20 protein-coding genes are annotated in these 20,705 nt (G+C 60.1%); 4 read left to right on the forward strand and 16 right to left on the reverse strand.

What is annotated here, in order from left to right; genetic code table 11:
• Window positions 1-150: 150 nt before the first annotated feature.
• Window positions 151-1,041, reverse strand: a complete 891-nt coding sequence (locus ACA052_RS21395; protein ID WP_497646674.1) for an AraC family transcriptional regulator — start codon at window positions 1,039-1,041, stop codon at window positions 151-153.
• 191 nt (window positions 1,042-1,232) lie between these two features.
• Between ACA052_RS21395 and ACA052_RS21400 the strand changes: the two genes are divergently transcribed.
• Window positions 1,233-2,285, forward strand: a complete 1,053-nt coding sequence (locus ACA052_RS21400; RefSeq protein ID WP_497646675.1) for an NAD(P)-dependent alcohol dehydrogenase — start codon at window positions 1,233-1,235, stop codon at window positions 2,283-2,285.
• Here ACA052_RS21400 and ACA052_RS21405 read toward each other — a convergent pair whose 3' ends face one another.
• The 6 genes from ACA052_RS21405 to ACA052_RS21430 all read right to left on the reverse strand — a co-directional run bounded on the left by ACA052_RS21405 (window position 2,286) and on the right by ACA052_RS21430 (window position 8,137).
• Complete coding sequence (locus ACA052_RS21405; RefSeq protein ID WP_497646676.1) at window positions 2,286-3,089, reverse strand: IclR family transcriptional regulator; 804 nt, start codon at window positions 3,087-3,089, stop codon at window positions 2,286-2,288.
• Between the two features lie 60 nt (window positions 3,090-3,149).
• Window positions 3,150-4,460: an MFS transporter gene (locus ACA052_RS21410; RefSeq protein WP_497646677.1), complete on the reverse strand. Its 1,311-nt coding sequence runs from the start codon at window positions 4,458-4,460 to the stop codon at window positions 3,150-3,152.
• A gap of 173 nt (window positions 4,461-4,633) precedes the next feature.
• Window positions 4,634-5,782 carry a galactonate dehydratase gene (dgoD, locus tag ACA052_RS21415; RefSeq protein WP_007903915.1) on the reverse strand — a complete coding sequence of 383 codons (1,149 nt, stop codon included), beginning with the start codon at window positions 5,780-5,782 and terminating at the stop codon, window positions 4,634-4,636.
• A gap of 47 nt (window positions 5,783-5,829) precedes the next feature.
• Window positions 5,830-6,450: a 2-dehydro-3-deoxy-6-phosphogalactonate aldolase gene (locus ACA052_RS21420; RefSeq protein WP_084323000.1), complete on the reverse strand. Its 621-nt coding sequence runs from the start codon at window positions 6,448-6,450 to the stop codon at window positions 5,830-5,832.
• A gap of 19 nt (window positions 6,451-6,469) precedes the next feature.
• Complete coding sequence (locus ACA052_RS21425; RefSeq protein ID WP_497646678.1) at window positions 6,470-7,462, reverse strand: 2-dehydro-3-deoxygalactonokinase; 993 nt, start codon at window positions 7,460-7,462, stop codon at window positions 6,470-6,472.
• A gap of 192 nt (window positions 7,463-7,654) precedes the next feature.
• Window positions 7,655-8,137 (reverse strand): GNAT family N-acetyltransferase, encoded by a 483-nt coding sequence (locus ACA052_RS21430; protein WP_497646679.1) that lies wholly within the window; start codon window positions 8,135-8,137, stop codon window positions 7,655-7,657.
• A gap of 332 nt (window positions 8,138-8,469) precedes the next feature.
• On the opposite strand from ACA052_RS21430, the gene ACA052_RS21435 reads away from it, so the two are divergent.
• From ACA052_RS21435 to ACA052_RS21445, 3 genes are all read left to right on the forward strand, one after another.
• The gene (locus ACA052_RS21435) at window positions 8,470-9,675 is read left to right on the forward strand and encodes an MFS transporter (protein WP_497646680.1); all 1,206 of its coding nucleotides are present in this window, start codon (window positions 8,470-8,472) and stop codon (window positions 9,673-9,675) included.
• A gap of 83 nt (window positions 9,676-9,758) precedes the next feature.
• Window positions 9,759-10,088 (forward strand): hypothetical protein, encoded by a 330-nt coding sequence (locus ACA052_RS21440; RefSeq protein WP_497646681.1) that lies wholly within the window; start codon window positions 9,759-9,761, stop codon window positions 10,086-10,088.
• Between the two features lie 49 nt (window positions 10,089-10,137).
• Window positions 10,138-10,392, forward strand: coding sequence for a hypothetical protein (locus ACA052_RS21445; protein ID WP_497646682.1), 255 nt, complete (start codon window positions 10,138-10,140; stop codon window positions 10,390-10,392).
• A 171-nt stretch (window positions 10,393-10,563) separates the two neighbouring features.
• Here the strand turns inward: ACA052_RS21445 and ACA052_RS21450 are convergent, their stop codons facing one another.
• The 9 genes from ACA052_RS21450 to ACA052_RS21490 form a co-directional block, all read right to left on the reverse strand.
• Window positions 10,564-11,493, reverse strand: coding sequence for a PfkB family carbohydrate kinase (locus ACA052_RS21450; RefSeq protein WP_497646683.1), 930 nt, complete (start codon window positions 11,491-11,493; stop codon window positions 10,564-10,566).
• The gene (locus tag ACA052_RS21455) at window positions 11,486-12,952 is read right to left on the reverse strand and encodes a purine-cytosine permease family protein (RefSeq protein WP_497646684.1); all 1,467 of its coding nucleotides are present in this window, start codon (window positions 12,950-12,952) and stop codon (window positions 11,486-11,488) included. The genes ACA052_RS21450 and ACA052_RS21455 overlap by 8 nt, the downstream gene beginning before the upstream one ends.
• 176 nt (window positions 12,953-13,128) lie before the next feature.
• Complete coding sequence (locus ACA052_RS21460) at window positions 13,129-14,127, reverse strand: ADP-ribosylglycohydrolase family protein (protein WP_497646685.1); 999 nt, start codon at window positions 14,125-14,127, stop codon at window positions 13,129-13,131.
• Window positions 14,124-14,837, reverse strand: coding sequence for a GntR family transcriptional regulator (locus ACA052_RS21465; RefSeq protein WP_497646686.1), 714 nt, complete (start codon window positions 14,835-14,837; stop codon window positions 14,124-14,126). Before ACA052_RS21465 ends, ACA052_RS21460 begins: the two co-directional genes overlap by 4 nt.
• Before the next feature lie 239 nt (window positions 14,838-15,076).
• Window positions 15,077-16,045, reverse strand: coding sequence for an L-arabinose ABC transporter permease AraH (gene araH / locus ACA052_RS21470; protein WP_497646687.1), 969 nt, complete (start codon window positions 16,043-16,045; stop codon window positions 15,077-15,079).
• A 9-nt stretch (window positions 16,046-16,054) separates the two neighbouring features.
• Window positions 16,055-17,599, reverse strand: coding sequence for an L-arabinose ABC transporter ATP-binding protein AraG (araG, locus tag ACA052_RS21475; RefSeq protein ID WP_497646688.1), 1,545 nt, complete (start codon window positions 17,597-17,599; stop codon window positions 16,055-16,057).
• 66 nt (window positions 17,600-17,665) lie between these two features.
• Complete coding sequence (locus tag ACA052_RS21480) at window positions 17,666-18,670, reverse strand: substrate-binding domain-containing protein (RefSeq protein WP_497646689.1); 1,005 nt, start codon at window positions 18,668-18,670, stop codon at window positions 17,666-17,668.
• A gap of 124 nt (window positions 18,671-18,794) precedes the next feature.
• Complete coding sequence (locus ACA052_RS21485) at window positions 18,795-19,613, reverse strand: SDR family oxidoreductase (protein ID WP_497646690.1); 819 nt, start codon at window positions 19,611-19,613, stop codon at window positions 18,795-18,797.
• A 198-nt stretch (window positions 19,614-19,811) separates the two neighbouring features.
• Entirely contained in the window at window positions 19,812-20,687 is an 876-nt protein-coding gene (locus ACA052_RS21490) for an SMP-30/gluconolactonase/LRE family protein (protein WP_497646691.1), read from the reverse strand.
• Between the last annotated feature and the right edge of the window lie 18 nt (window positions 20,688-20,705).

Genomic DNA, 20,705 nt, shown 5'->3' on the forward strand with positions numbered 1-20,705 from the left:
CGAAATGGGGGCCTTTTTGTTGCCTGCGATTTATACCCCGACAAAGATCCCTGTAGGAGCAAGCTTGCTCGCGATGGTGTGTCAGACGAAATCACGCTGAATGACACTCCATCGCGAGCAAGCTCGCTCCTACAAGGGGTCATCGGTGAATCAGGCAGCGCGTTCGTCGCCAGGATTACGCTCGAAGTAGCGCTTGTACTCCCGACTGAACTGCGACGTGCTCTGATACCCCACTCGATGCGCCACTTGCGCCACGCCCAACCCTTCGGCTACCAGCAACGTCTGCGCCTTGAGCAAGCGCAAGCGCTTCAAGTACTGCACCGGGGACAACAAGGTGCTGCGCTTGAAATGCTCGTGAAAGGTCGACGCACTCATGTTCGCGCAACTGGCCAGTGTCTCGACGTTCAACGGTTCGGTGAAATGCCCATGCAAATGGTTGAGGGAGGCGGCAATCCGGGCGAATTGCCCCTGTTGCTCCACCAGCGCCCGCAGCACATCGGCTTGCGGCCCGCGCAAGGCGACGAACAGCAATTCACGCAAACGCGCCTGACCCATGATCTGGCATTCCAGCGGATCGTGCAGGCAGCGCAGCAACCGTTCCACGCAACCGCGCATGGCATCGTCGAGCACTGCCGAGGTCATGGACTCCGGCGTCTGGGCAGCGATAGTGCGCCCCGGCACCCGCCCCATGGCTAACACCAACTCACCCAGCAGCGCCCGATCGATGGCGATGGAAACCCCGAGCATCGGCCCATCCGGTGCCGAAAACGTTTCGCACTCAAAAGGCACAGGCAGTGCCTGAATCAAATAATGCCCGGCGCCGTATTCCAGCGCACGCGGGCCCAGATACGCCAATTTGCTGCCTTGGGCGATGATCACCAGGCTTGGCTCGTAGATCTGCGGGCCACGGGCGACATCGCAACTGGCGCGCAAAACCTGCACCCCCGGCAAGGCGGTGGGCGCGAAACCATCGCGAGTGGTCAGAGGCTCAATCAACGAAACCAGCGTGGCATTGGCGTCAAGATGACGGGTCAACAACATGAGAGACCTTCACAAAAAAAGTCGCGGAAAAAGGGATGAAAACATCATCGCAGGTCTGATCGCTAATGCGATCGTTCAACGTTTGATCCCGGAGGATTAGGCATAACACCCGGAGGAATCGCCATGGCCGCTGACAGGTATCGCGCCCAGAATGCCCCACCTCACCTGTCACTGCTTTTGCGAGGTTCCTCATGTACACCGCCATCGGATACGCCGCCCAGTCGGCCACCACTCCCCTCGCCCCCGTGAAATTCGAACGCCGCAGCCTGCGGGCCGACGATGTTGCGATCGATATTCTCTACTGTGGCGTCTGCCATTCCGACATCCATCAGGCACGCAACGAGTGGGGCATTGCCGTTTACCCACTGATGCCCGGCCACGAGATCGTAGGCAAAGTTACCGCCGTCGGTGCGAACGTCACCCAACATAAAGTCGGCGATCTGGTCGGCGTCGGCTGTATGGTCGATTCGTGCCGCAGTTGCGAAGCCTGCCAGTCCAACCTTGAACAATACTGCCTCGAAGGTCCGACCATGACTTACGCAACCCCGGACCGGGTTGATGGCAGCAACACCATGGGCGGCTACTCCGACAGCATCGTGGTCAGCGAGCACTTCGTGGTGCGCATCCCGGAAAAACTCGACCTGGCCAGCGCCGCGCCGATTCTCTGCGCCGGCATCACCACCTACTCGCCGCTCAAGCACTACGGCGTGAAAGCGGGCGACAAGGTCGGGATTCTCGGCATGGGCGGCCTCGGCCACATGGGCATCAAGTTCGCCAAGGCCATGGGCGCGGAAGTGACGCTGTTCACCCGCTCGGCGAGCAAGGCTGAAGAAGGTCGTCGCCAGGGCGCGGACCACGTGATCGTGTCCACCGATGCCGAACAAATGAAGGCAGCTGCCGGACATTTCGACTTCCTGCTGGACACCATTCCAGTGCAGCACGACCTCAATCCCTACCTCGACACCCTGCGTTTCGACGGCGTGCACATACTGGTGGGCCTGATCGAACCGGTCGATCCACCGGTGCATGCCGGCAAACTGGTGATGAGCCGTCGTGTGTTGGCCGGCTCGCTGATCGGCGGCATCGCTGAAACCCAGGAAGTGCTGGATTTCTGCGCCGAGCACAACATCACCTGCGACATCGAAATGCTCGACATCCGTCAGATCAACGAGGCTTACGCCCGCATGATTGCCGGTGATGTGAAGTACCGCTTCGTGATCGACATGGCGACGCTGAAAGTCTGATCAGGCCTTAGCGCCAAGTTCCGCCGAGAGCCGGGCCGTGACCCCTTTGATCAGGGGAATCAGCTCGGCCATTTTTTCCAGCGGCATGTAGGGCACGGTGCTGGCGATGCTGATGCCGGCGACGATGCGCTTGCTGGCATCACGGATCGGCGCCGCTACACAGCGGATCGACGGCTCGTTGTCTTCCAGATCAAAGGCGTAACCGCCCGCGACGTACTCGACCATGCGCTGCTGAAACTGCTCCCAGGATTGCTCCGGGTGCTGTGGCCAAAACAGATTTTTCCCACCCGCCGGCAAGCTGACTTCGTACAGCCGTTGCCATTCTTCCTGCGTGTCATCCAGCATCAGCGCCTTGCCGATACCGGTGCGAGCCAATGGCATGCGATGGCCGACCCGCGAACGCATTTCCGGGCCATTGCGCCCCGGATTCTTGTGCAGGTACAGCACCTCGTCACCTTCGCGAATCGCCAGGTGAATGGTGTCACCGGTCAACGCCGACAACTCATCCAGATACGGCCCGGCCAGGGTCACCAGCGGCAGTTCTTCACGCGCCTGGAAACCCAACTCTATGAGCTTGGGCCCCAACAGATAACCGACTTGCGGCACCACGCGCAGGTAACGCTCGTCCACCAGGCAGCTGGCCAGACGATGAGTGGTGCTGCGCGTCGTGCCGATCAGCCGTGCAATCTCCTTGAGATCGCGGGCGCCACTGGCCACGGCCTGAACCACACCCAAGCCACGAAGCAGTGTCTGGGTGCCGGTCGGCGCGGCGTCCTTGGCGATTTTTGGGGCGTCTTCCTGCATATCCAGCCTTTACCGTTGAGCGAGTGAACGGGCGGCATTATGGTCGCCCGATGGCAGCGACTACAACTTGATACGCTCGACTTTGCCGACCAGCAAGATGTAGGAAAGCGCACCAATCAACGCAAGAACCGAGATGTAGGTAATCGCCGGGGCAAACGAATCACCGGTCGCGAGGAAACCGATGACGATCGGCGTCGTAATCGCCGACAGGTTGCCAATGAAGTTGAACACTCCGCCGGTCAGCCCCAACAAACGTGCCGGCGCCAAGGTTGAAACCAGCGACCAGGTGATCGAAGCCAACCCGTTGCCGAAGAACGCCAAGGCGAGGAAGGCTATCACCAGCGGCGTCGATTCAACGAAGTTGGCGCCGATGATTGAAGTGGAAATCAGCAGGCCGCCAATGATTGGCAGCTTGCGGGCGAAACCCACTGTGTAGCCGCGACGAATCAGCACGTCAGAGAAGAACCCGGAACAGAGTACGCCGACGAAGGCCGCGAGAAAGGGCAGCGACGCCAACAGACCGGACTTGATGAAGTCCATGCCGCGATATTTCACCAGGTAAGTCGGAAACCACGTCAGGAAAAACCACAGTGTCGAGTTGAGGCAGAACTGACCGAGGTAGATGCCCCACAACTTGCGTTGGCTCAGGACGATGCCGAGGTCGGTCCAGCTGAATTTCGCCTTGGCCTTGGCTTGTTCGGCCTGGATATCCACCAACCCGCCACCTTCACGAATCAGGTCGATTTCCGCCTCGTTGGCGCCTTTGAAATCCCGTGGCTCGCGATACACGGCGTACCAGATCACCGCCCAGAGAATGCCCACTGCACCGGTGCTGACGAACACCATGTGCCAGCCAAACTCATGCTGCAACCAGGCGAGTACCGGCGTCAGGAACGCCAACCCGACAAACTGCCCGGAGGTGTAGAAACCAATGGCGGTGGCGCGCTCGCGCTCGGGAAACCAGGTCGTTACCACGCGGCTGTTGATCGGATACGCCGGCGCTTCAAGTGCCCCCACTGCCATGCGCAGCACGAACAACGCGATGAAACTGGCGGCGAACCCGAGCATCACCGTGGCCACCGACCACAGCAGCAACGCGACGCTGTAGAGGATGCGCGGCGGAACCCGATCCACCAGCCAGCCGCCGGGGATCTGCATGGCGGCGTAGGTCCAGCCAAATGCCGAGAAGATCAGCCCGACATGGATGGGATCAATCCCCAGTTCGCTGGTCAGCGCCGGGGCCGCGATGGAGAGGTTACTGCGGTCCAGGTAGTTGATCACCACGGTGATGAACAGCAGGACCATGATGAAAAAACGCTTGCGACTGGGCGTCACCAACGACGCCTGCCCTGCGAGGGTTTGCGGTTGCATGGGGAGTACCTCTTCTTATGTTTATTGAGGTCGATTTAAAGGCGTGCACATCCCCACTGTGGGAGCGGGCTTGCTCGCGAAAGCGGTGTGTCCGTCGACATCAATGTTGAATGTGATGCCGCCTTCGCGAGCAAGCCCGCTCCCACAGGGGGTAGTGGTGGGTCAGAAAGAACTCACCACTCGGCAAAACTGCCATCGGCATGGCGCCAGATCGGGTTGCGCCAGCGGTGGCCGACGGCCGCACGTTCGATGACGTATTCCTCGTTGATCTCGATGCCCAGGCCTGGGCCATTGGGGATTTTCACGAAGCCTTTGTCGTAATCGAACACCCGCGGATCTTTCACGTAATCCAGCAGGTCGTTGCTCTCGTTGTAGTGAATGCCCAGGCTCTGCTCCTGGATGAACGCGTTGTAGCAGACAGCATCCAATTGCAGGCACGCCGCCAGTGCAATCGGCCCGAGCGGACAATGCAGCGCCAGCGCCACGTCATAGGCTTCGGCCATGTTGGCGATCTTGCGGGTCTCGGTGATGCCGCCGGCGTGGGACGCATCCGGCTGGATGATGTCGACATAACCTTCGCTGAGCACGCGCTTGAAATCCCAACGGGAGAATAGGCGCTCGCCGAGGGCAATCGGCGTGCTGGTCAGCGGTGCCAGTTCTTTCAGCGCTTCGTAGTTTTCGCTGAGCACCGGTTCTTCGATGAACATCAGTTTGTACGGATCGAGTTCTTTCATCAGCACCTTGGCCATGGGCTTGTGCACCCGGCCATGGAAGTCGACGCCGATGCCGACGTTCGGGCCAACCGCGTCACGCACCGCGGCCACGTTAGCCAGGGCCAGGTCGACTTTCTCGAAAGAATCGAGAAATTGCAGCTCTTCGGTGCCGTTCATTTTCACCGCAGTGAAACCACGCGATACCGCTTCTTTCGCCGCGCGAGCAGTGTCCGCCGGCCGATCGCCGCCGATCCACGAATACACCCGAATCTTGTCGCGCACCTGGCCACCGAGCAAATCGCTGACCGACACGCCCAAGGCCTTGCCCTTGATGTCCCACAGCGCCTGGTCGATACCGGCCAGCGCGCTCATGTGGATCGCGCCGCCACGGTAGAAGCCGCCGCGATAAAGCACGGTCCAGATGTCTTCGATATTGCGTGGGTCCTTGCCGATCAGGTAGTCGGACAATTCTTCAACGGCAGCCGCCACGGTGTGGGCGCGGCCCTCGACCACGGGCTCACCCCAACCGGTGACGCCCTCGTCGGTTTCTACCTTGAGGAAGCACCAGCGTGGGGGAACGATGAAGGTGGTCAGTTTGGTGATTTTCATCTCATTGTCTCTTTTATTAGATGCAGCGCGCTCGGCGCCAGAAAGTCTTAACGCAGAGCGTTCCATGCAGCGACATACGCCTTGGCGTTCACGGCCACTTCTTGCGCTGTCATGCCGGGTTTGAACAACCCGGAACCGAGGCCGAAGCCTTTGACGCCCGCGTCGATAAACACCTGCATGTTGTCCGGCGTGATCCCGCCGACCGGTGCCAGAATCGTTCCCGCAGGCAATACCGCAAGCCAGGCTTTGACGACGGCAGGGCCCATTTGCTCGGCCGGGAACATCTTCAGCACATCCGCGCCTTCGGCCAGCGCGGCAAACGCCTCGGTCGGCGTCGCCACCCCCGGCGACAGGAACAACCCCGCCGCTTTCGCTGCGCGCAACACCTTGGGATCGCTGTGGGGCATGACGATCACCTGGCCACCCGCCGCCTTCACCTGCTCGACCTGTTCCGGCGTCAACACCGTTCCCGCACCGATCAGGCAATCAGCGGGCAAGGTACTGCGCAGGATGCGGATACTTTCGTACGGCTCGGGGGAATTGAGCGGCACTTCGATGACGCGAAATCCGGCGGCATAAAGAACTTCACCGATGGCCGCCGCTTCTTGCGGGCGCAGGCCACGCAGAATCGCGATCAGACCGTTTTGCGCCAATGCTTGCTTGAGCATGTCAGACCTCCAGTCAGGTTTAACGGGATGGGTGTGCGGTGATCAGGCCGGCGGCGACCGCCAGCTGCCATAACCCGCGTTCGGTGGCTTGTTCGGCCAGCGTCACGCGCGTGAAGCCGCAGGCATCGAGGGCCCGCCTGTAACGGGCACAGAGTTGAGAATTACCGATGAGGATGATCGAAGGCAGGTGAACACTGTGGCGCCGATGCCGCAGAACCGTGGCCAGCGCCGACAGTTCATGGCCGATCAGCAGGCCGGACAGATAATCCGGTTGAGCCGTGGCACTCAGTTCGCCGGTCAGCCCCAGGCTGCGGGCACTGAACAGCGTCGACAGCGGACCGATTTCGCCGTCCGCCGAAAGCGCCACTTGCACACCACGGTCGAACGCGTCGCCATCAAACGACGCACCGCGCTGTTGGGTGCGCCCGAGAATGCTGTGCTCACTGAGCACGGCGAAGACTTCGCCGGTCATGAACGTATCGAAATGCACGATGCAGCCGTCGGCCACTTCCACCCATTTCGAATGACTGCCCGGCAAGCCGATCAATAGATCGTTGCCCGTGCCACTCGGCAGGTTTTGCAACACACCCAGCACTTGGGTTTCTTCGCCTCGCATCACATTCGGCAGGCGCGAACGCTGAATCACGCCGGGCACTATGTGCACATCGACCCCGCGAATACTGCGAACGGTTTGTAGGCAAGTTCCGAGGTTGGCGACGTTCGCCGGGGTATCGCGGTAAGCCGCTTCGCGCCAGCCTTGAGCGCTGCCGACCATGCCACAGGCAATCACGGGTAAATCGGGCTGGGCGTCGAGCCAGTCGCCGCAGGCCTCATCAAACGCCAGTTCAAAACCGTCGATGCATTCGTGACCGGCAATCACTCGCGGCGTTTTCGGCAGCTGCATGATGCCGCACGACAGCGAACGCTGTTCGAGCACATGGCCACCTGCGGCCAGTTTGTAAGCACGTAATGAGGTTGTCCCCCAATCGAGCGCGATCAATTGCGCCAGCATCGCTTCACCTGTTCTGTTTATTGGCAGTGAGTGCGCTGGACTATAAACCCGGAGGCTGGCAAATCTCAATATATAAATATCACTCCCATATTTTGGGATTTACTTAAAAAAAGATCGCAGCCTTCGGCAGCTCCTACAGGGGGATGGTGTGCACCCTGTAGGAGCTGCCGAAGGCTGCGATCTTTTAACGATTCAATGACCCGCAGCAAAATCCCGCAACACCGCCCCATCCATCCGATACCTCACCCATTCTTCCTGCGGCTGCGCGCCCAACGACTTATAGAAATCAATCGCCGGTTTGTTCCAGTCCAGCACGCTCCATTCAAACCGTCCGCAGTCATTGGCGCAGGCGATTTTGGCGAGGTGGCGCAACAAGGTTTTGCCGGCTCCCCCGCCGCGTTGTTCGGGGGTGATGTAGAGGTCTTCGAGGTACAGGCAATTGCTGCCGAGCCAGGTGGAATAGCTGAAGAAAAACACCGCGAAGCCGATGGGCAAACCGTCGCGCAGGCAGATCAGGCCGTGAGCGGTGGCGCCTTCGCTGAACAGGCTGCGTTCAATGTCGGCGACGCTGGCGATGACTTCGTGGCGGGCACGTTCATAGTCGGCCAGTTCAGTGATGAACCCGAGGATTTGCGGTGCATCGCTGGGGGTCGCCGGGCGGATCTCGATCGTCATGGACGTGCCTTCGTCAAAAGTGGAAAACGCCATACTAAGTCGGCACGAGGCGCTCGTCACATGGGAATTTATCGAGACTGTGTAGCAGCTGGCGAAGCCTGCGTTCGGCTGCGAAGCAGTCATGAAATCAGACGGTGCGCTGTTTCAGGAAAACCGCGCATTCAGGTTTTACGACTGCTGCGCAGCCGAACGCAGGCTTCGCCAGCTGCTACAGGGTGATGTTCATTACTCCGCCCGGCGGTAATCCTGGAATCGATAACCTCGGACTTAATATTGGCGCCTTGCATGGTAAATAGATCAACAGCTGATTTATCGGGTCAAGGAACCGCGTCATGTCTATCGCAACACCTCAGATTTCAGGCAGGTTGTTCGGCCTGTTCTGCCTCGCCAGTTATTTGTTGTCGCTGTCCTACGGCTCGACGTTTTTGTTGTCGTTGTTGATCAGCTCCCGGGGTGGCAACGAGCACGATGCCGGCAGCGTGATTTCGGCGGCGATGCTCAGTACGTTTGCAGCGGTGATTGTCTCCGGGCACTTGTCCGATTTGCTCGGCGCGGCGCGCTCGATAGCACTGTTCGGCGTGCTGCTGGTGGCCGCCTGTCTGGGCTTTGCGCTGACGCCAGGCTTGGGCAATCTGTTGCTGTTTTTCGGGCTGCTGCTGGGGCTGGGTTGGGGCGTGTTTTATACCTTGGGGCCGATCATCGTCGCGAGCCTGGTAACGCCCGCCCAACGCGCGAAATACTTTGCGCTGCTGTCGGGCAGCATGATGACCGGGATCGGCAGCGGGCCTTTGCTGGGCCGCGCCGCCAGCGCGCTCGGCTATCCCGTCACGGCAGCGTTTTACCTCGCCGCACTGGCCAGCCTGATCGGCGTGTTGCTGTTTTGGCGGCTGGGTTCGCAGTTGAACAAAACGCCCTCTCCCGCCGCCGTGGCCGCTCGCATTTCCTGGCGCACTGGCGCTCAAGTGCTGTCGTCGCGTGCGGTGTTTCCCATCATGATGGTCGGCCTTGGCGGCTGTGTATTTGGCGGCTTGTCGAGTTTTCAAACCAGTTACGCGGCGTCTCGTTCGCTGGATTACTCGCTGTTCTTTTTCGGCTTCATGGGCGCGGCGATCAGTGGCCGAATGTTGATCGCCGGTTTCGTGGTCAAACGCGATCCGTTTTGGGCGTCTTGCCTGCTGTCGGGACTGATGATGGGCTCGATCGTGCTGTTCGGTTTCGTGGTCGACAACAGCTTCAGCTATGTGCTGGCAGCGATGATGCTCGGCGTCGGTTACGGCCTGACGTATTCCGTGATCAACGGTTTGGCGGCGAATGAAGCGCCGAACGGCACCACCTCGCAATCGTTGCTGCTGTTCAGTTTGTCCTACTTCATCGGCGTGTTCGGCTTTCCGTTGCTGGCGGGGAAAATCATTGTTGAACACGGGATGACGACACTTCTATTAACAGTGCTCGCCGTCGCGCTGCTGAACTGGCTGATCACGGTGGGCCGCCTGATCTGGCGCCGGGTAGTGACGACTAAAACCCTGCAACAGGCCTAGACCGTTCGTCGTTCATCAGGCACCAATCCAAATCAGGGGCGGACCAACATCAGGTAAGGACTCTAATTAATGGAGACGCCACCATGATCACGTCCAGGCTGACTTCCCTCGCTCTCACTGCCCTGTTGTCCTCTGCCGCGATCGCCGCTTCTGGCACTGGCCCGACCAACCCGGTCGAAGCGCCCAAGTCGCCCGCCATCCAGAGTGCACCGGGCATCAACACCAATGGCGAGAGCATCGACAACAACCTGCCGCCGGCCACCGGCACTGATCCTCGTCTCCAGGGCAACGACACGGGCCGACAAGGCGGAATGAACACGCCGGACACCCAGACACCTGATAACGCCGGCCCCGGCATCGGCTCGAAAACCACCACCGGTGGTTCGGGCTCCGAAGGCGGTGCCAGCCAATAATTCGCCGATGCGAGAGGCAAGACCTGTCCACATCCATGAAGAGGTAACCATGAACGTCGATAAAAACCTTGAGAAAGAAGTCCTGACCCGCCTGCTGCACGCTCACCCTGGCGGGTTGGGCAAAGAGGTCCTGGACAATTACCGGGGGGAGAAAGTCGTGGCCAGCACCCTCGCCACGCTGCAGGATCGCGGTTTGATTCAGCACGGTCATGTGACCTGTAACGAGGCTGGCGAACACGCGTTGCAACTGCCGATAAAACTAAGCGCGGCGGGGGTTGAGGCGGCGCGTAAGCTGGATATCTAACACTGTAGGAGCTGCCGCAGGCTGCGATCTTTTGCCTTTGAACACGTGAAGATCAAAAGATCGCAGGCCTCGCCAACTCCTACAAGAAGCAGGAAATCCCGGGCTGGTTAGGGTATCGATTTGTGTTGAATGGGAGGGCCTCTTCGCGGGTAAGCCCGCGAAGGGGTCAGATCAGCCGCCAAAAGTCTCGTTGATTAACGCATCTACTTCAGCTGTCCCCGGAGAAGTCGCCGGCCCCCACCGAGTCACTGCCAACGCCGCGGCCGCATTCGCCCGCCGTGCCGCGTCAACCGCTGGCAACCCTCGCGCCAATCCGGCCACAAACACCCCGGCATGCGCATCACCAGCGCCATTACTGTCCACGGCCTCGACCTTGAAACCCGGTACATGCTCCCGGTTACCATGCTGACTGATCCAGCACCCTTGCGGCCCATCGCGAACGACCATCAACGCATCGTCCGGCAGATGATCCATCAAGCGATCCAGCGCCTGGGCAATGTCCGACGCCCCGCTAAACCGCAGCGCCTCGACGCTGTTGCTGGTCCACAGATCAATGCGCGGCAACAGGGCCTGCATCAACGGCGCGTCCGGCGATTCCACCAGCGGTCCCGGATCGAACACCACGTTGATTCCTGCCGGCAAGCCCAACACCCAATTCACCAGCGCCTGAGCCTTGCCGACCTGCAACAAGCTGTAGCCGCTGACGTAGACGTAATCGCCCGCCTCGGCCGGCACGCTGGCCAAATCCTCGGCGGTCACTTCACCTTCGGCACCGATATAGGAAATGAAACTGCGCTCGGCCGACGCATCCGTCACCGCGACGCACAATCCGGTATCCCGTTCAGCGCTGTGCGCGATGCCGAGGCGAATGCCTTCAGCCTTCATCGCATCCCGAGCCAGGTCGCCAAAACGACCGGTGCCATGACGGCCGAGGTACACCACCGGCAACCCATTGCGCGCAGCGGCGGCCATCACGTTGAAGCCGCCGCCGGCTTCGAAACTGGCGGATTGCGCCAGCACGTCGCCGCCCGCCTGGGGCAATTTATCCACGGCCATGACCAGGTCGATAATGACCTGGCCGGTATGCAGCAACTTAGGCATGAGCATTCTCAACCCGTGCAGCGCGGCGATCCTTGGCCCCACCGAGTACACAATAGAGTCCACCGGCGACCAGGAACGTCACGATCCAGCCCAGGCCGTTATGCCCCAGCCACGAGTCGGACAGGAAGCCGCGGAACCAGACGGTCTGTTCGGTTGTGCCGATGGTGGTGAAGCTGAAACCCAACACAATCGCCACCGCCCATGCGCCGAACGCACGCCACTCGACACCGCCGCGATACCAGTAGGCACTGCTCGGGCTGACGTCTAACAGGTCTTTCGGGCTGTAGTAATGACGGTGAATCAGGTCGATGACGAAGATCCCGACCCAGGCCGTGATAGGCACCGCCAACAATGAAATGAAGGTAATGAACGGGCCGTAGAAACTGTCGGCGATCAGCATGAAGTAGATCGAGCCGGCGAAAATGGCGACGATATCGACCACCACCGCATAGACGCGCTTGACCTTCAGGCCGAGCGTCAGCGTGGTCAAGCCAGCGGAGTACACCGACAGGTTGTTTGAAAGCAGCAGCCCGCCGAACGCAGTGATCAGGTAAGGCACGGCCATCCAGGTCGGCAGCATGTCGCGGATCGCAATGATCGGGTCAGTGGCCGAGGCCAGGTCATTGTTGCCCACCGACAGCAGGCCGCCGAGGGTGATCAGCAATACCAGCGGAATCCCCGCGCCGAACGCCGCTGATGCCACCAGGCGCACGGCTTTGACGCTGCGGTGCTGATAGCGCGACATGTCGGCACCGGCGTTGGCCCATCCGATCCCGGTGCCGGCGGCCATGGTGCCGACGCCGATGATCATTGCGCTAAGCGGGGCCGGAGTGGCGTTGAACACGGCGCTCCAGTCGATGGTGGCGCAGAGGAAACCACCGACCAGAATGTTCAGCGCGCCGAACACGTAAGTCGCCCACTTCTGGATCACCAGCAACGTCGCATGACCAAGGCCGGACACCGACAACGTCAGCAACACGAATATCGCGATGAAAACCAGGGTCAGGACCGGCGCGCTTTTGGCTTCCACCGGAGAGCCGAACAGGATCGAGCACAGCGACAGCAACACGAACGCGGCGGTGGTGGTGTTGACGGTTTCCCAGCCCAGGCGCGACATCAGCGAAACCAGGGTCGGGCCGATGTTGCCGCGTACGCCGAAGATAGCTCGCGACAGGGTCAGGCTCGGTGCCCGGCCACGACGACCGGCGATGGAGATGATCCCGACCACGGCGAAAGAACCGGCAGCGCCAAGGATTGCGACGATGATCGCTTGCCAGATGGCCAAGCCGCGAAACGCGACCAACGTGGCGCCCAGTGGCAGGCCGAGGATGGAGATGTTGGCGGCGAACCAGACCCAGAACAGTTGCAGCGGATGCCCGTTGCACTCGGCTTCCGGCACCGGTTCGATGCCGCGGGTTTCAAGTTGCCCGGCGCTTGGCCCGGCGTTGGATGAACTCATGAAAAATGCTCCTGTTGCCTTTGTTATGGTTGTGGGCAAAACGGACACTTGGCGCCCCCTCGCAGGAGCTGCCGAAGGCTGCGATCTTTTGATCTTTCGCTCTTTGGCAGCCTTGAGATTGCCGAAGATCAAGATCAAAAGATCGCAGCCTTCGGCAGCTCCTACAGGTGTGCGCCTCAGCGGAGGGTGAGGAGTCCTTTCACGAGGGGTTCCAGCTCCAGCCCATTGACTGTTTTGACCTTGTCGATCATCGCCACCGGCCAACTCTCCAGCCCCAGGCAGGCCCCGAGCATGGCGCCGAGAATCGCCGCGATGGTGTCGGTGTCACCGCCCAGGCTCGCGGCCATGCACACCGCGTCGAACGCGTTCATTTCCCCGATGGCGACTTGTTGCGCCAAGGCAAACGAGACCACCACCGATTCCTGTGAAGCCACCGACGTGCCGATCACGTCATACAGCAGATCCGCCAGCAACGCGTTGTCGCTGTCGACGCTGATGCTTCGTGCCCAGCTGATGCGCGAGGCGATGCGTCCACCCGCGACCCAATGACCGCGGCTTTCAGCTTGCAGAGCGATTTGCTGGCCGAGGTTCAGGGCCTCGCCCAAATCCATGCCATTGATCCCGGCCGAGATCACCGCCGCCACCGCCGCCGCGCTGGAAATACCTAACGTAGTGTTGTGGGTCACCTGACAAGCCTGCACCACGGCGTTGATGAAACGTTGCGGGTCGCTGACATCCGCCGAAATACCGACGGGCGTAATGCGCATCGCCGCGCCGTTGGTGGTGCCATAGCGCCCCGCTTCTTCCGCCGAATGGCCGGCGAGGATCATCTCGATCGCCCGTTTGGTCGACGGACCCAGCAAATCCTGCGAGCCCTTGGCCCGCATCTCGGCCTCCCATTCGATCAACCGCTGGGCCAGCACGGCCGGGTCGATCCGGCCCTGGCCATCGATCAACAACTGACCGACCAGGATCGCCTGTTCAGTGTCGTCGGTGATCGAGCCCTTGGGCATGTTGGCGGCGATCGGCTGCTCCGGGCCAGCGTCTTGCAGATCGGTGATTTCACCGAAACGCGCCTTGATTTCAGCGCGACTCAGGGATTGAGTCGGCATGCCCAGCGCGTCACCCAGGGCCAGTCCGTAAAACGCACCCAAGGCACGATTGAGCGCGGTCATTGTGGGTTTCCAAATGGCAGGTGCAGGCGAAAATGTACCGGATCGAGCAAGCTTTCGACTTGCTCCATGAACCGGTTTTGCCGGTCATAGGTGGTGCGCAAGGCTTTGAGAAATACGGTGCCGACCGGTCGACCGAGCAGTTCGGCATCTTCGGCGCTCAAGGGTTCGGCGCCGATCCATTGATCGCCGCGCTCGCCGATGTAGCCGTAGGCGGCCAGGGTGATGGTCAGGGAATTGTCGATAAGGCCCACGCGCGGCAAGCTTTCCAGGCCTCCGGTAGCGGGCATCAATGAGCGTTCGAGGGAAACCAGCGTGCCGTCGTTGGAACGGCGGCGCCGGTCCAGGGTGATGAACTGGACGGTGCCGAAACGCGGCAGCAGGTCGGGACGCGTAACCGCCTCCAGCCGCAGCACTTCGGTGTTGATCATCGCCCCGCTGTCGGCCAGTGCCTGCGCCCAGCCGCTGCGCTGATCCAGCACCACACCGTCGAACGTGACGATGGAACCGACACCGCTTTGGGTCGCAATGTAGTTGCGCCGTTTCAGCTCGGCCAGGGCTTCACGCAGCGTACCGCGGCTGACTTTGAATTCCTGAGCCAACTGATGCTCGCCCGGCAACAGAAAGCCGTCCTCCATGAGGCCGCTCTCGATACGCCGGATGAGCTCGTCGACCACCCGTTGTTTCTTGTCAAATCGTACCTGTCTAATCATGTACAAATTGATAACCGAAACGGGCTGCGGCAGGCAAGGAATATTTAAGGGAGATGACAGAAGGAGCGGGATTAAACAAATCCCTGTGGGAGCGGGCTTGCTCGCGAAGGCGCAGGCACATCCAACATCAATGTGTCAGACCCACCGCTTTCGCGAGCAAGCCCGCTCCCACAGGGTTACGCGAAACCCTGTGGGAACGTGGCTTGCCCGCGAAGACGTCAGCCCAGACAACACAAATCTCAGCGTTGCTTGAGTCGGTCGATCACAACGGCCAGCAGCAAGATCGAACCCCGAATCACATACTGATAAAACGTATCGATATTCTTCAGGTTCATCGCATTCTCGATAATCGCCAGAATCAACACCCCGGCAATCACATGCCGAATCATGCCAATCCCGCCGCTCAACGATACCCCGCCCAACACACACGCCGAAATCACCGTCAGCTCGAAACCCTGGCCGATCATCGGCTGACCCGAGGTCATGCGCGATGCCAGAATCACCCCGGCCAACGCCCCGATCACGCCGTGCACGGCAAAGATGATGATCTTGGTCCGGTCAACGTTGACCCCGGCCAGCAACGCCGCCTCCTGATTACCGCCAATCGCCATGGTGTTGCGACCGTAGGTGGTGTAGTTCAGCAGCCAGCCGAAGAACAGGAAGCACACGATGGTGATCAAAATCGGCACCGGCACACCAAACAACTGCCCGTTACCGAAAACGAAGAACGACTCCTGTGATACGCCCACCGCTTTGCCATTGGCAAAAATGTAAGCCAGCCCACGAACGATCTGCATGGTCGCCAGCGTGGTAATCAACGCATTGACCCGCAGCTTGGCGATCACGATCCCGTTGATCAGTCCGACAATCAGCCCCATGAACAGCGCGGCCACCACACCGAGAAATACGCTGTCGGTGTCACGCATCACCACCGCCGCGACCACGCCGGCGCAGGCAATCACCGAGCCCACCGACAAGTCGAAATGCCCGGACGCCAAGCAGTACAACATGGTGCACGCGGCGATCCCGGTGGTGGAAATTGCCAGGCCCAGGCCGCGCATGTTCAGCGGCGAAAGGAAGTTGTCGATCAGCAGCGTGCAGAGCACGAAGATCCCGACGGCCGCCAGCAGCATCACCCAGTCATCGAGAAAGCGCCGCAGGTCCAGGGGTTTGCGCGCAGTCGGCAAAGCGTTGTTTTGGATTGTCATAGTCACCTCTCAGTTCGCCACGCCGTCAGCGCGTTGGCGCGGCAAAGCCAGTTGCAGCAGGTTGGATTCATTGGCCTCGTCGCGGGACAGTTCGCCGCGCATCGCGCCTTCACAGAGCACCAGGATGCGGTCGGAAATACCCATCACTTCCATCAAGTCACTGGAGACCACGATCACCGCGATGCCACTTTCGGCCAGGGTGTGAATGATTTGATAGATCTCGGCTTTGGCTCCGATGTCGATGCCACGGGTCGGCTCGTCGAGCAACAGGACTTTCATCGGCATCGACAGCCAGCGACCGAGGATGGCCTTCTGCTGATTGCCGCCGGACAGGTACATGATCTTCTGCGACGCGTTGGGTGTTTTCACTTTCAGCGCCTTGATCTGCTTGTCGGCGTTGCCCTTCTCCCACAGGCTGCGCAACAGGCAACCGAACGTGGAATGGGCGCCGCGGGCGCTGATGTTGATGTTCTCGGCGACACTGGAGAGCGGCATGATGCCCTCCTTCTTGCGGTCCTCGGGGCAGAGCAGAATCCCCGCCGCGATCGCATCCCGGGGCGAGCGCAGTTTCAGTTCATGACCGCGCAATTCCAGGCGTCCGGATGTGTTGCGTTCAAGACCGCTGAGCATGCGGAACAGCTCCGTACGACCCGCGCCGACCAGACCGAACAGCCCCAGGATTTCACCTTTGTGCACCTCGAAACTCACCGGCTCGCGCAACCCGGGACCGAGCAGACCGTCAACTTTGAGCGCCACTGCGCCACGCTTGCGCGGACGATAATCGTAGATATCCTGAATGTCGCGACCGACCATGCAGGTCACCAACTGGTCGTGGGTCAGTTCGCTCATGTCCTCGAAAGTGCGTACGAAGCGGCCGTCCTTGAACACCGTCACCGCGTTGCAGATGCGGAACACTTCTTCCATGCGATGGGAGACGTACAGCACCACTTTGCCTTCATCGCGCAGGCGACCGATGATCGTCATCAAGCGATCGATCTCCCGCGCCGAGAGGCTACTGGTCGGCTCGTCGAACGCAATCACATGCGCGCCTCGGGACAACGCCTTGGCGATTTCCACCAGTTGCCGTTGACCGAGGGACAAGCGCCCTACTTTCTGTTGCGGATCGATTTCATCGGCCAGTCCCTTGAGACAGGCCAGCGCCTGTTGGCGCAAGGCACCGCGATTGATCAGGCCGAAACTGGCGGGCAGATGACCGAGGAACAGGTTTTCTGCCACGGTCATCTCCGGGACCAGGTGCAGCTCTTGATGGATCACTGCAACGCCGCTGCCAATACTGTCGGCGGTGGATTTGAAGACCATCGTCCGCTCGCCGATTTGCAGGTCGCCGCTGCTCGGCGTGTAAGCACCGCCGAGGATTTTCAACAGCGTCGATTTGCCGGCACCGTTCTCGCCCATCAAGGCGTGAACCTGCCCGGGATGGGCAATGAAACTGATGCCATCCAGCGCTTTCACCCCGGGAAAGGTTTTGCCGATCCCGTTGAAGCGCAAGCTGCCGCCGACGCTGTCTTGTTGTGTCTGTACTTGCGCTTGCATAAACCCACCTCATCACACAGATCAGGCAGCCCCGTCGCCAGGGCCGCCGATGAAATCAACCGGCCCTCAATTCCAGAGGCCGATCTTTTCCAGTTCCTGCTTGAAGTTCTCGCGAGTGATCAGGGTCACGTCGTCCATCGCGGTGTATTTTGGGGGTTCTTTGCCGGTGGTGACCCACTCGAACATCATGTTCGCGGTGTTGTAGCCCTCGATGTGCGGGCTTGGCAGCATCGAGCCGAAGAAGCCGCTGTTAGGCTTTTTCAGTTCGCCGATGGCGTCGGTGCCGTTGATGCCGATACCGATCACGTTGGCCGCGGCAAACCCGGCGCTCTCGGTGGCGCGTACACCGCCCAGCACGGTGTTGTCGTTCATGCCGCCGATGATCAGGTTTTTCGCCGCGCCGGGCAGTTTCACCAGCGCCGAGTTGGTGGCGTCCATGCTGCCCGGTACGTCGAGGGTTTTCAGGGCCGAGGTCAGAATATGGTCGGCCGGCATGCCAGCCTTTTTCAGGGCATCAATGGAACCGTCAGTACGTTTCTTGCCGGTGTCGAGCTCATTGAACGTGTTGATCACCGCGTAGGTGTCTTTCCAGTCCCATTTGCGGTTTTTCGCTTCAGCAGCCATGGCGTTGCCCTGTTTCTGGCCGACTTCGAACGCCGCCATGCCGAGGTAAGGCACGTCTTCCATGAACTTGCCGCTGGCGTCGACAAAACGGTCATCGACGGCAATCACTTTCATGCCGTTGGCCTTGGCCTTGGCCATGATGGCCGGGCCAAGGGACACGTCCGGCGGGCAGATCACGAAGCCCTTGGCGCCGTTGGCGGCAAGGCTGTCGATGGCGGAGAGGGTTTTCTCACCGTCAGGCACGGCAATCTTGATGACGGTGAAGCCTTTGTCTTTACCAGCCTTTTCCGCGAATGCCCATTCGGTCTGGAACCAGGGCTCTTCTGCTTGCTTGACCAGAAAACCGATCTTCACTTCCTCGGCCGCCAGCAACGTGCTGCTGAGGCTGACCGCGGTAACCGCCAAAGCGGCACAGCACAGGGAACGGATCCCACGACGACGATTCATAAGCTGACTCCTTGTTATTTTTTTTGAGCGTTATTTTGAAAGCCGGTGTAGAGGTTGTAGCCAATAGTCATATCGTATGATGATTGGATTTCAGACGGAGTTCCGCGCCTGAAACTTAATGTGCTCAGTCGTGGTACATCACCGAGCGACCACCATCGATGGTGATGCACGAGGCATTGATGAACGGTGCTTCATCGCTGGCCAGGAATACGGCGGTCATTGCCACTTCGATGGGCTGACCGATCCGGCGCGGCGGATGCAGATCGAATGCCCGTTGACGCTCGGCATGCGGATCGGCAAAGCCGTTCCAGTAATCGACGTTGAGTTGGGTTTCGATGTAGCCCGGCGCAATCGCGTTCACACGGATGCCCTTGGGTGCGTACTCGATGCCCAAGGCACGGGTCAAACCGAGCAAGCCGTGCTTTGCCACCGGGTACGGGAAGCAGCCCGGGATGATGTGGGTCGAATGGGTCGAGGCGATGTTGATGATGCTGCCGATGCCCTGCTCGATCATCTGTGGCAGCACTGCTTTGCAGCCGAACCAGGCGCCGTCCAGATCGATGGCGAAACAACGACGCCAGTCCTCTTCGGTCATTTCCAGCGGATCGCGGAACACATTGACGCCGGCGCAGTTGACCAGCACGTCGATCCGGCCATGACGTTCGACGGCCAACCTGGCCATCGCATGCAGGTCCTGCTGGTTGGAAACGTCTGCCTTGATCGCTTGAACATCAAAGCCTTTGTCGCGCCAGTGGGCCGCGACTTTTTCGACTTTATCGCCCTGAATATCGCTGATGAGCAATTTCGCCTGCTGGGACGCGAACGTCGCAACGATGGCTTCGCCGATCCCCTGAGCGGCACCGGTCAACAGCACGACCTTGTTTTTCAGGCGTTCACCCTTGGGCGGTTCAGGCACCGGTGGCAGGGAGAGAGGTTCAGCCATGGATCAAAACTCCCCTTTTCAGGCACGACAAAAACCGGGCATCTGTCGATGTCCGGTGAAAAAACTGTGTGGAAAATCGCTGCATCACTTCACCTGTTTTGTTTTTTTAAGTGTGAGTGCGTGTAACTGATGGCGCCGACTATAAACCCGACCGCCGAATAATCTCAATATATAATTTTACATCCCATATTTTGGGATCTAACCAGCAAAACGTGTGCAACGTTTACCGGCGACATCGACCTGAATCGATAACACCGCGCCGTCCAGTGGATGATTGAGCGGGCTCGCGGCGCTGGTGATGTAGAGCGTTTTCAGGTCTGCACCGCCAAACACGCAACTGGTCGGGCGACTCACCGGCAGTTCGATCACTCGGTCGACCTGCCCGTCCGGTGTCAGTCGCAGCAGACAACTGCCATCCCAACGGGCGTTCCAGGCATACCCCTCGGCATCCATCGCCGAACCATCGGGGCCGCCGCGCCGATGGGGTCCAAACCAGACCTGCGCCGGGTCGAGGTTGCCGTCGGCGCGAATGAAAAACTGATGCAGCGTGCTGTCGAGACTGTCGCCGAAATACACGGTGGTAGCGTCATCGCTCCACAGCAAGGTGTTGGGAATCCCCAACCCTCGGAGCAACGGTGTGACGCGGGCATCGCGATCAATGCGGAACAGCCCGCCCGAACGCCGCTCGATGGGCAGGTCTTCGCCCTGTTCGCCAATATTGTTTTGCATCGTGCCGAGCCAGAGCCGGCCCTGTGCATCACAGCGCGCTTCATTGGCGCGATTGCCAGGTTGCGGGTCGGCGACGCAGAACAGTGTCAGTCGCGGCTCAAGCCCCGGGGAATCGAGGTCCAACCGATAGACCCCACTGCTGAGTGTGACCAGGGCATCGCCGCTTTCGCAGGGAATGAACGCGGATATGTGTTCCGGCATTTCCCAGATTTGCACGTTGGCGCCGATCAATCGCAGCGCTTGCTTGCCGGCGATATCGACCCAGTACAGTGCTTGAGTCGGCACATCCCAGAACGGGCCTTCGCCGAGCCGCGCACGGTGTTCGGTAACTGCATTCCACGTCATGAAACCTCCTGCATTATT

The organism is Pseudomonas sp. LBUM1644 (assembly GCF_059716195.1).

Coding starts and splice junctions, on each gene's coding strand:
- ACA052_RS21430 (WP_497646679.1), bottom strand. CDS start 8,137: ATGACGATCGAGATCCGCCCGGCGACCCCCAGCGATGCACCGCAAATC.
- ACA052_RS21450 (WP_497646683.1), bottom strand. CDS start 11,493: ATGCCTAAGTTGCTGCATACCGGCCAGGTCATTATCGACCTGGTCATG.
- ACA052_RS21490 (WP_497646691.1), bottom strand. CDS start 20,687: ATGACGTGGAATGCAGTTACCGAACACCGTGCGCGGCTCGGCGAAGGC.
- ACA052_RS21420 (WP_084323000.1), bottom strand. CDS start 6,450: ATGCTCAAGCAAGCATTGGCGCAAAACGGTCTGATCGCGATTCTGCGT.
- ACA052_RS21455 (WP_497646684.1), bottom strand. CDS start 12,952: ATGAGTTCATCCAACGCCGGGCCAAGCGCCGGGCAACTTGAAACCCGC.
- ACA052_RS21410 (WP_497646677.1), bottom strand. CDS start 4,460: ATGCAACCGCAAACCCTCGCAGGGCAGGCGTCGTTGGTGACGCCCAGT.
- dgoD (WP_007903915.1), bottom strand. CDS start 5,782: ATGAAAATCACCAAACTGACCACCTTCATCGTTCCCCCACGCTGGTGC.
- ACA052_RS21480 (WP_497646689.1), bottom strand. CDS start 18,670: ATGAATCGTCGTCGTGGGATCCGTTCCCTGTGCTGTGCCGCTTTGGCG.
- ACA052_RS21485 (WP_497646690.1), bottom strand. CDS start 19,613: ATGGCTGAACCTCTCTCCCTGCCACCGGTGCCTGAACCGCCCAAGGGT.
- ACA052_RS21405 (WP_497646676.1), bottom strand. CDS start 3,089: ATGCAGGAAGACGCCCCAAAAATCGCCAAGGACGCCGCGCCGACCGGC.
- araH (WP_497646687.1), bottom strand. CDS start 16,045: ATGACAATCCAAAACAACGCTTTGCCGACTGCGCGCAAACCCCTGGAC.
- ACA052_RS21395 (WP_497646674.1), bottom strand. CDS start 1,041: ATGTTGTTGACCCGTCATCTTGACGCCAATGCCACGCTGGTTTCGTTG.
- araG (WP_497646688.1), bottom strand. CDS start 17,599: ATGCAAGCGCAAGTACAGACACAACAAGACAGCGTCGGCGGCAGCTTG.
- ACA052_RS21400 (WP_497646675.1), top strand. CDS start 1,233: ATGTACACCGCCATCGGATACGCCGCCCAGTCGGCCACCACTCCCCTC.
- ACA052_RS21445 (WP_497646682.1), top strand. CDS start 10,138: ATGAACGTCGATAAAAACCTTGAGAAAGAAGTCCTGACCCGCCTGCTG.
- ACA052_RS21435 (WP_497646680.1), top strand. CDS start 8,470: ATGTCTATCGCAACACCTCAGATTTCAGGCAGGTTGTTCGGCCTGTTC.
- ACA052_RS21425 (WP_497646678.1), bottom strand. CDS start 7,462: ATGCTGGCGCAATTGATCGCGCTCGATTGGGGGACAACCTCATTACGT.
- ACA052_RS21465 (WP_497646686.1), bottom strand. CDS start 14,837: ATGATTAGACAGGTACGATTTGACAAGAAACAACGGGTGGTCGACGAG.
- ACA052_RS21460 (WP_497646685.1), bottom strand. CDS start 14,127: ATGACCGCGCTCAATCGTGCCTTGGGTGCGTTTTACGGACTGGCCCTG.
- ACA052_RS21440 (WP_497646681.1), top strand. CDS start 9,759: ATGATCACGTCCAGGCTGACTTCCCTCGCTCTCACTGCCCTGTTGTCC.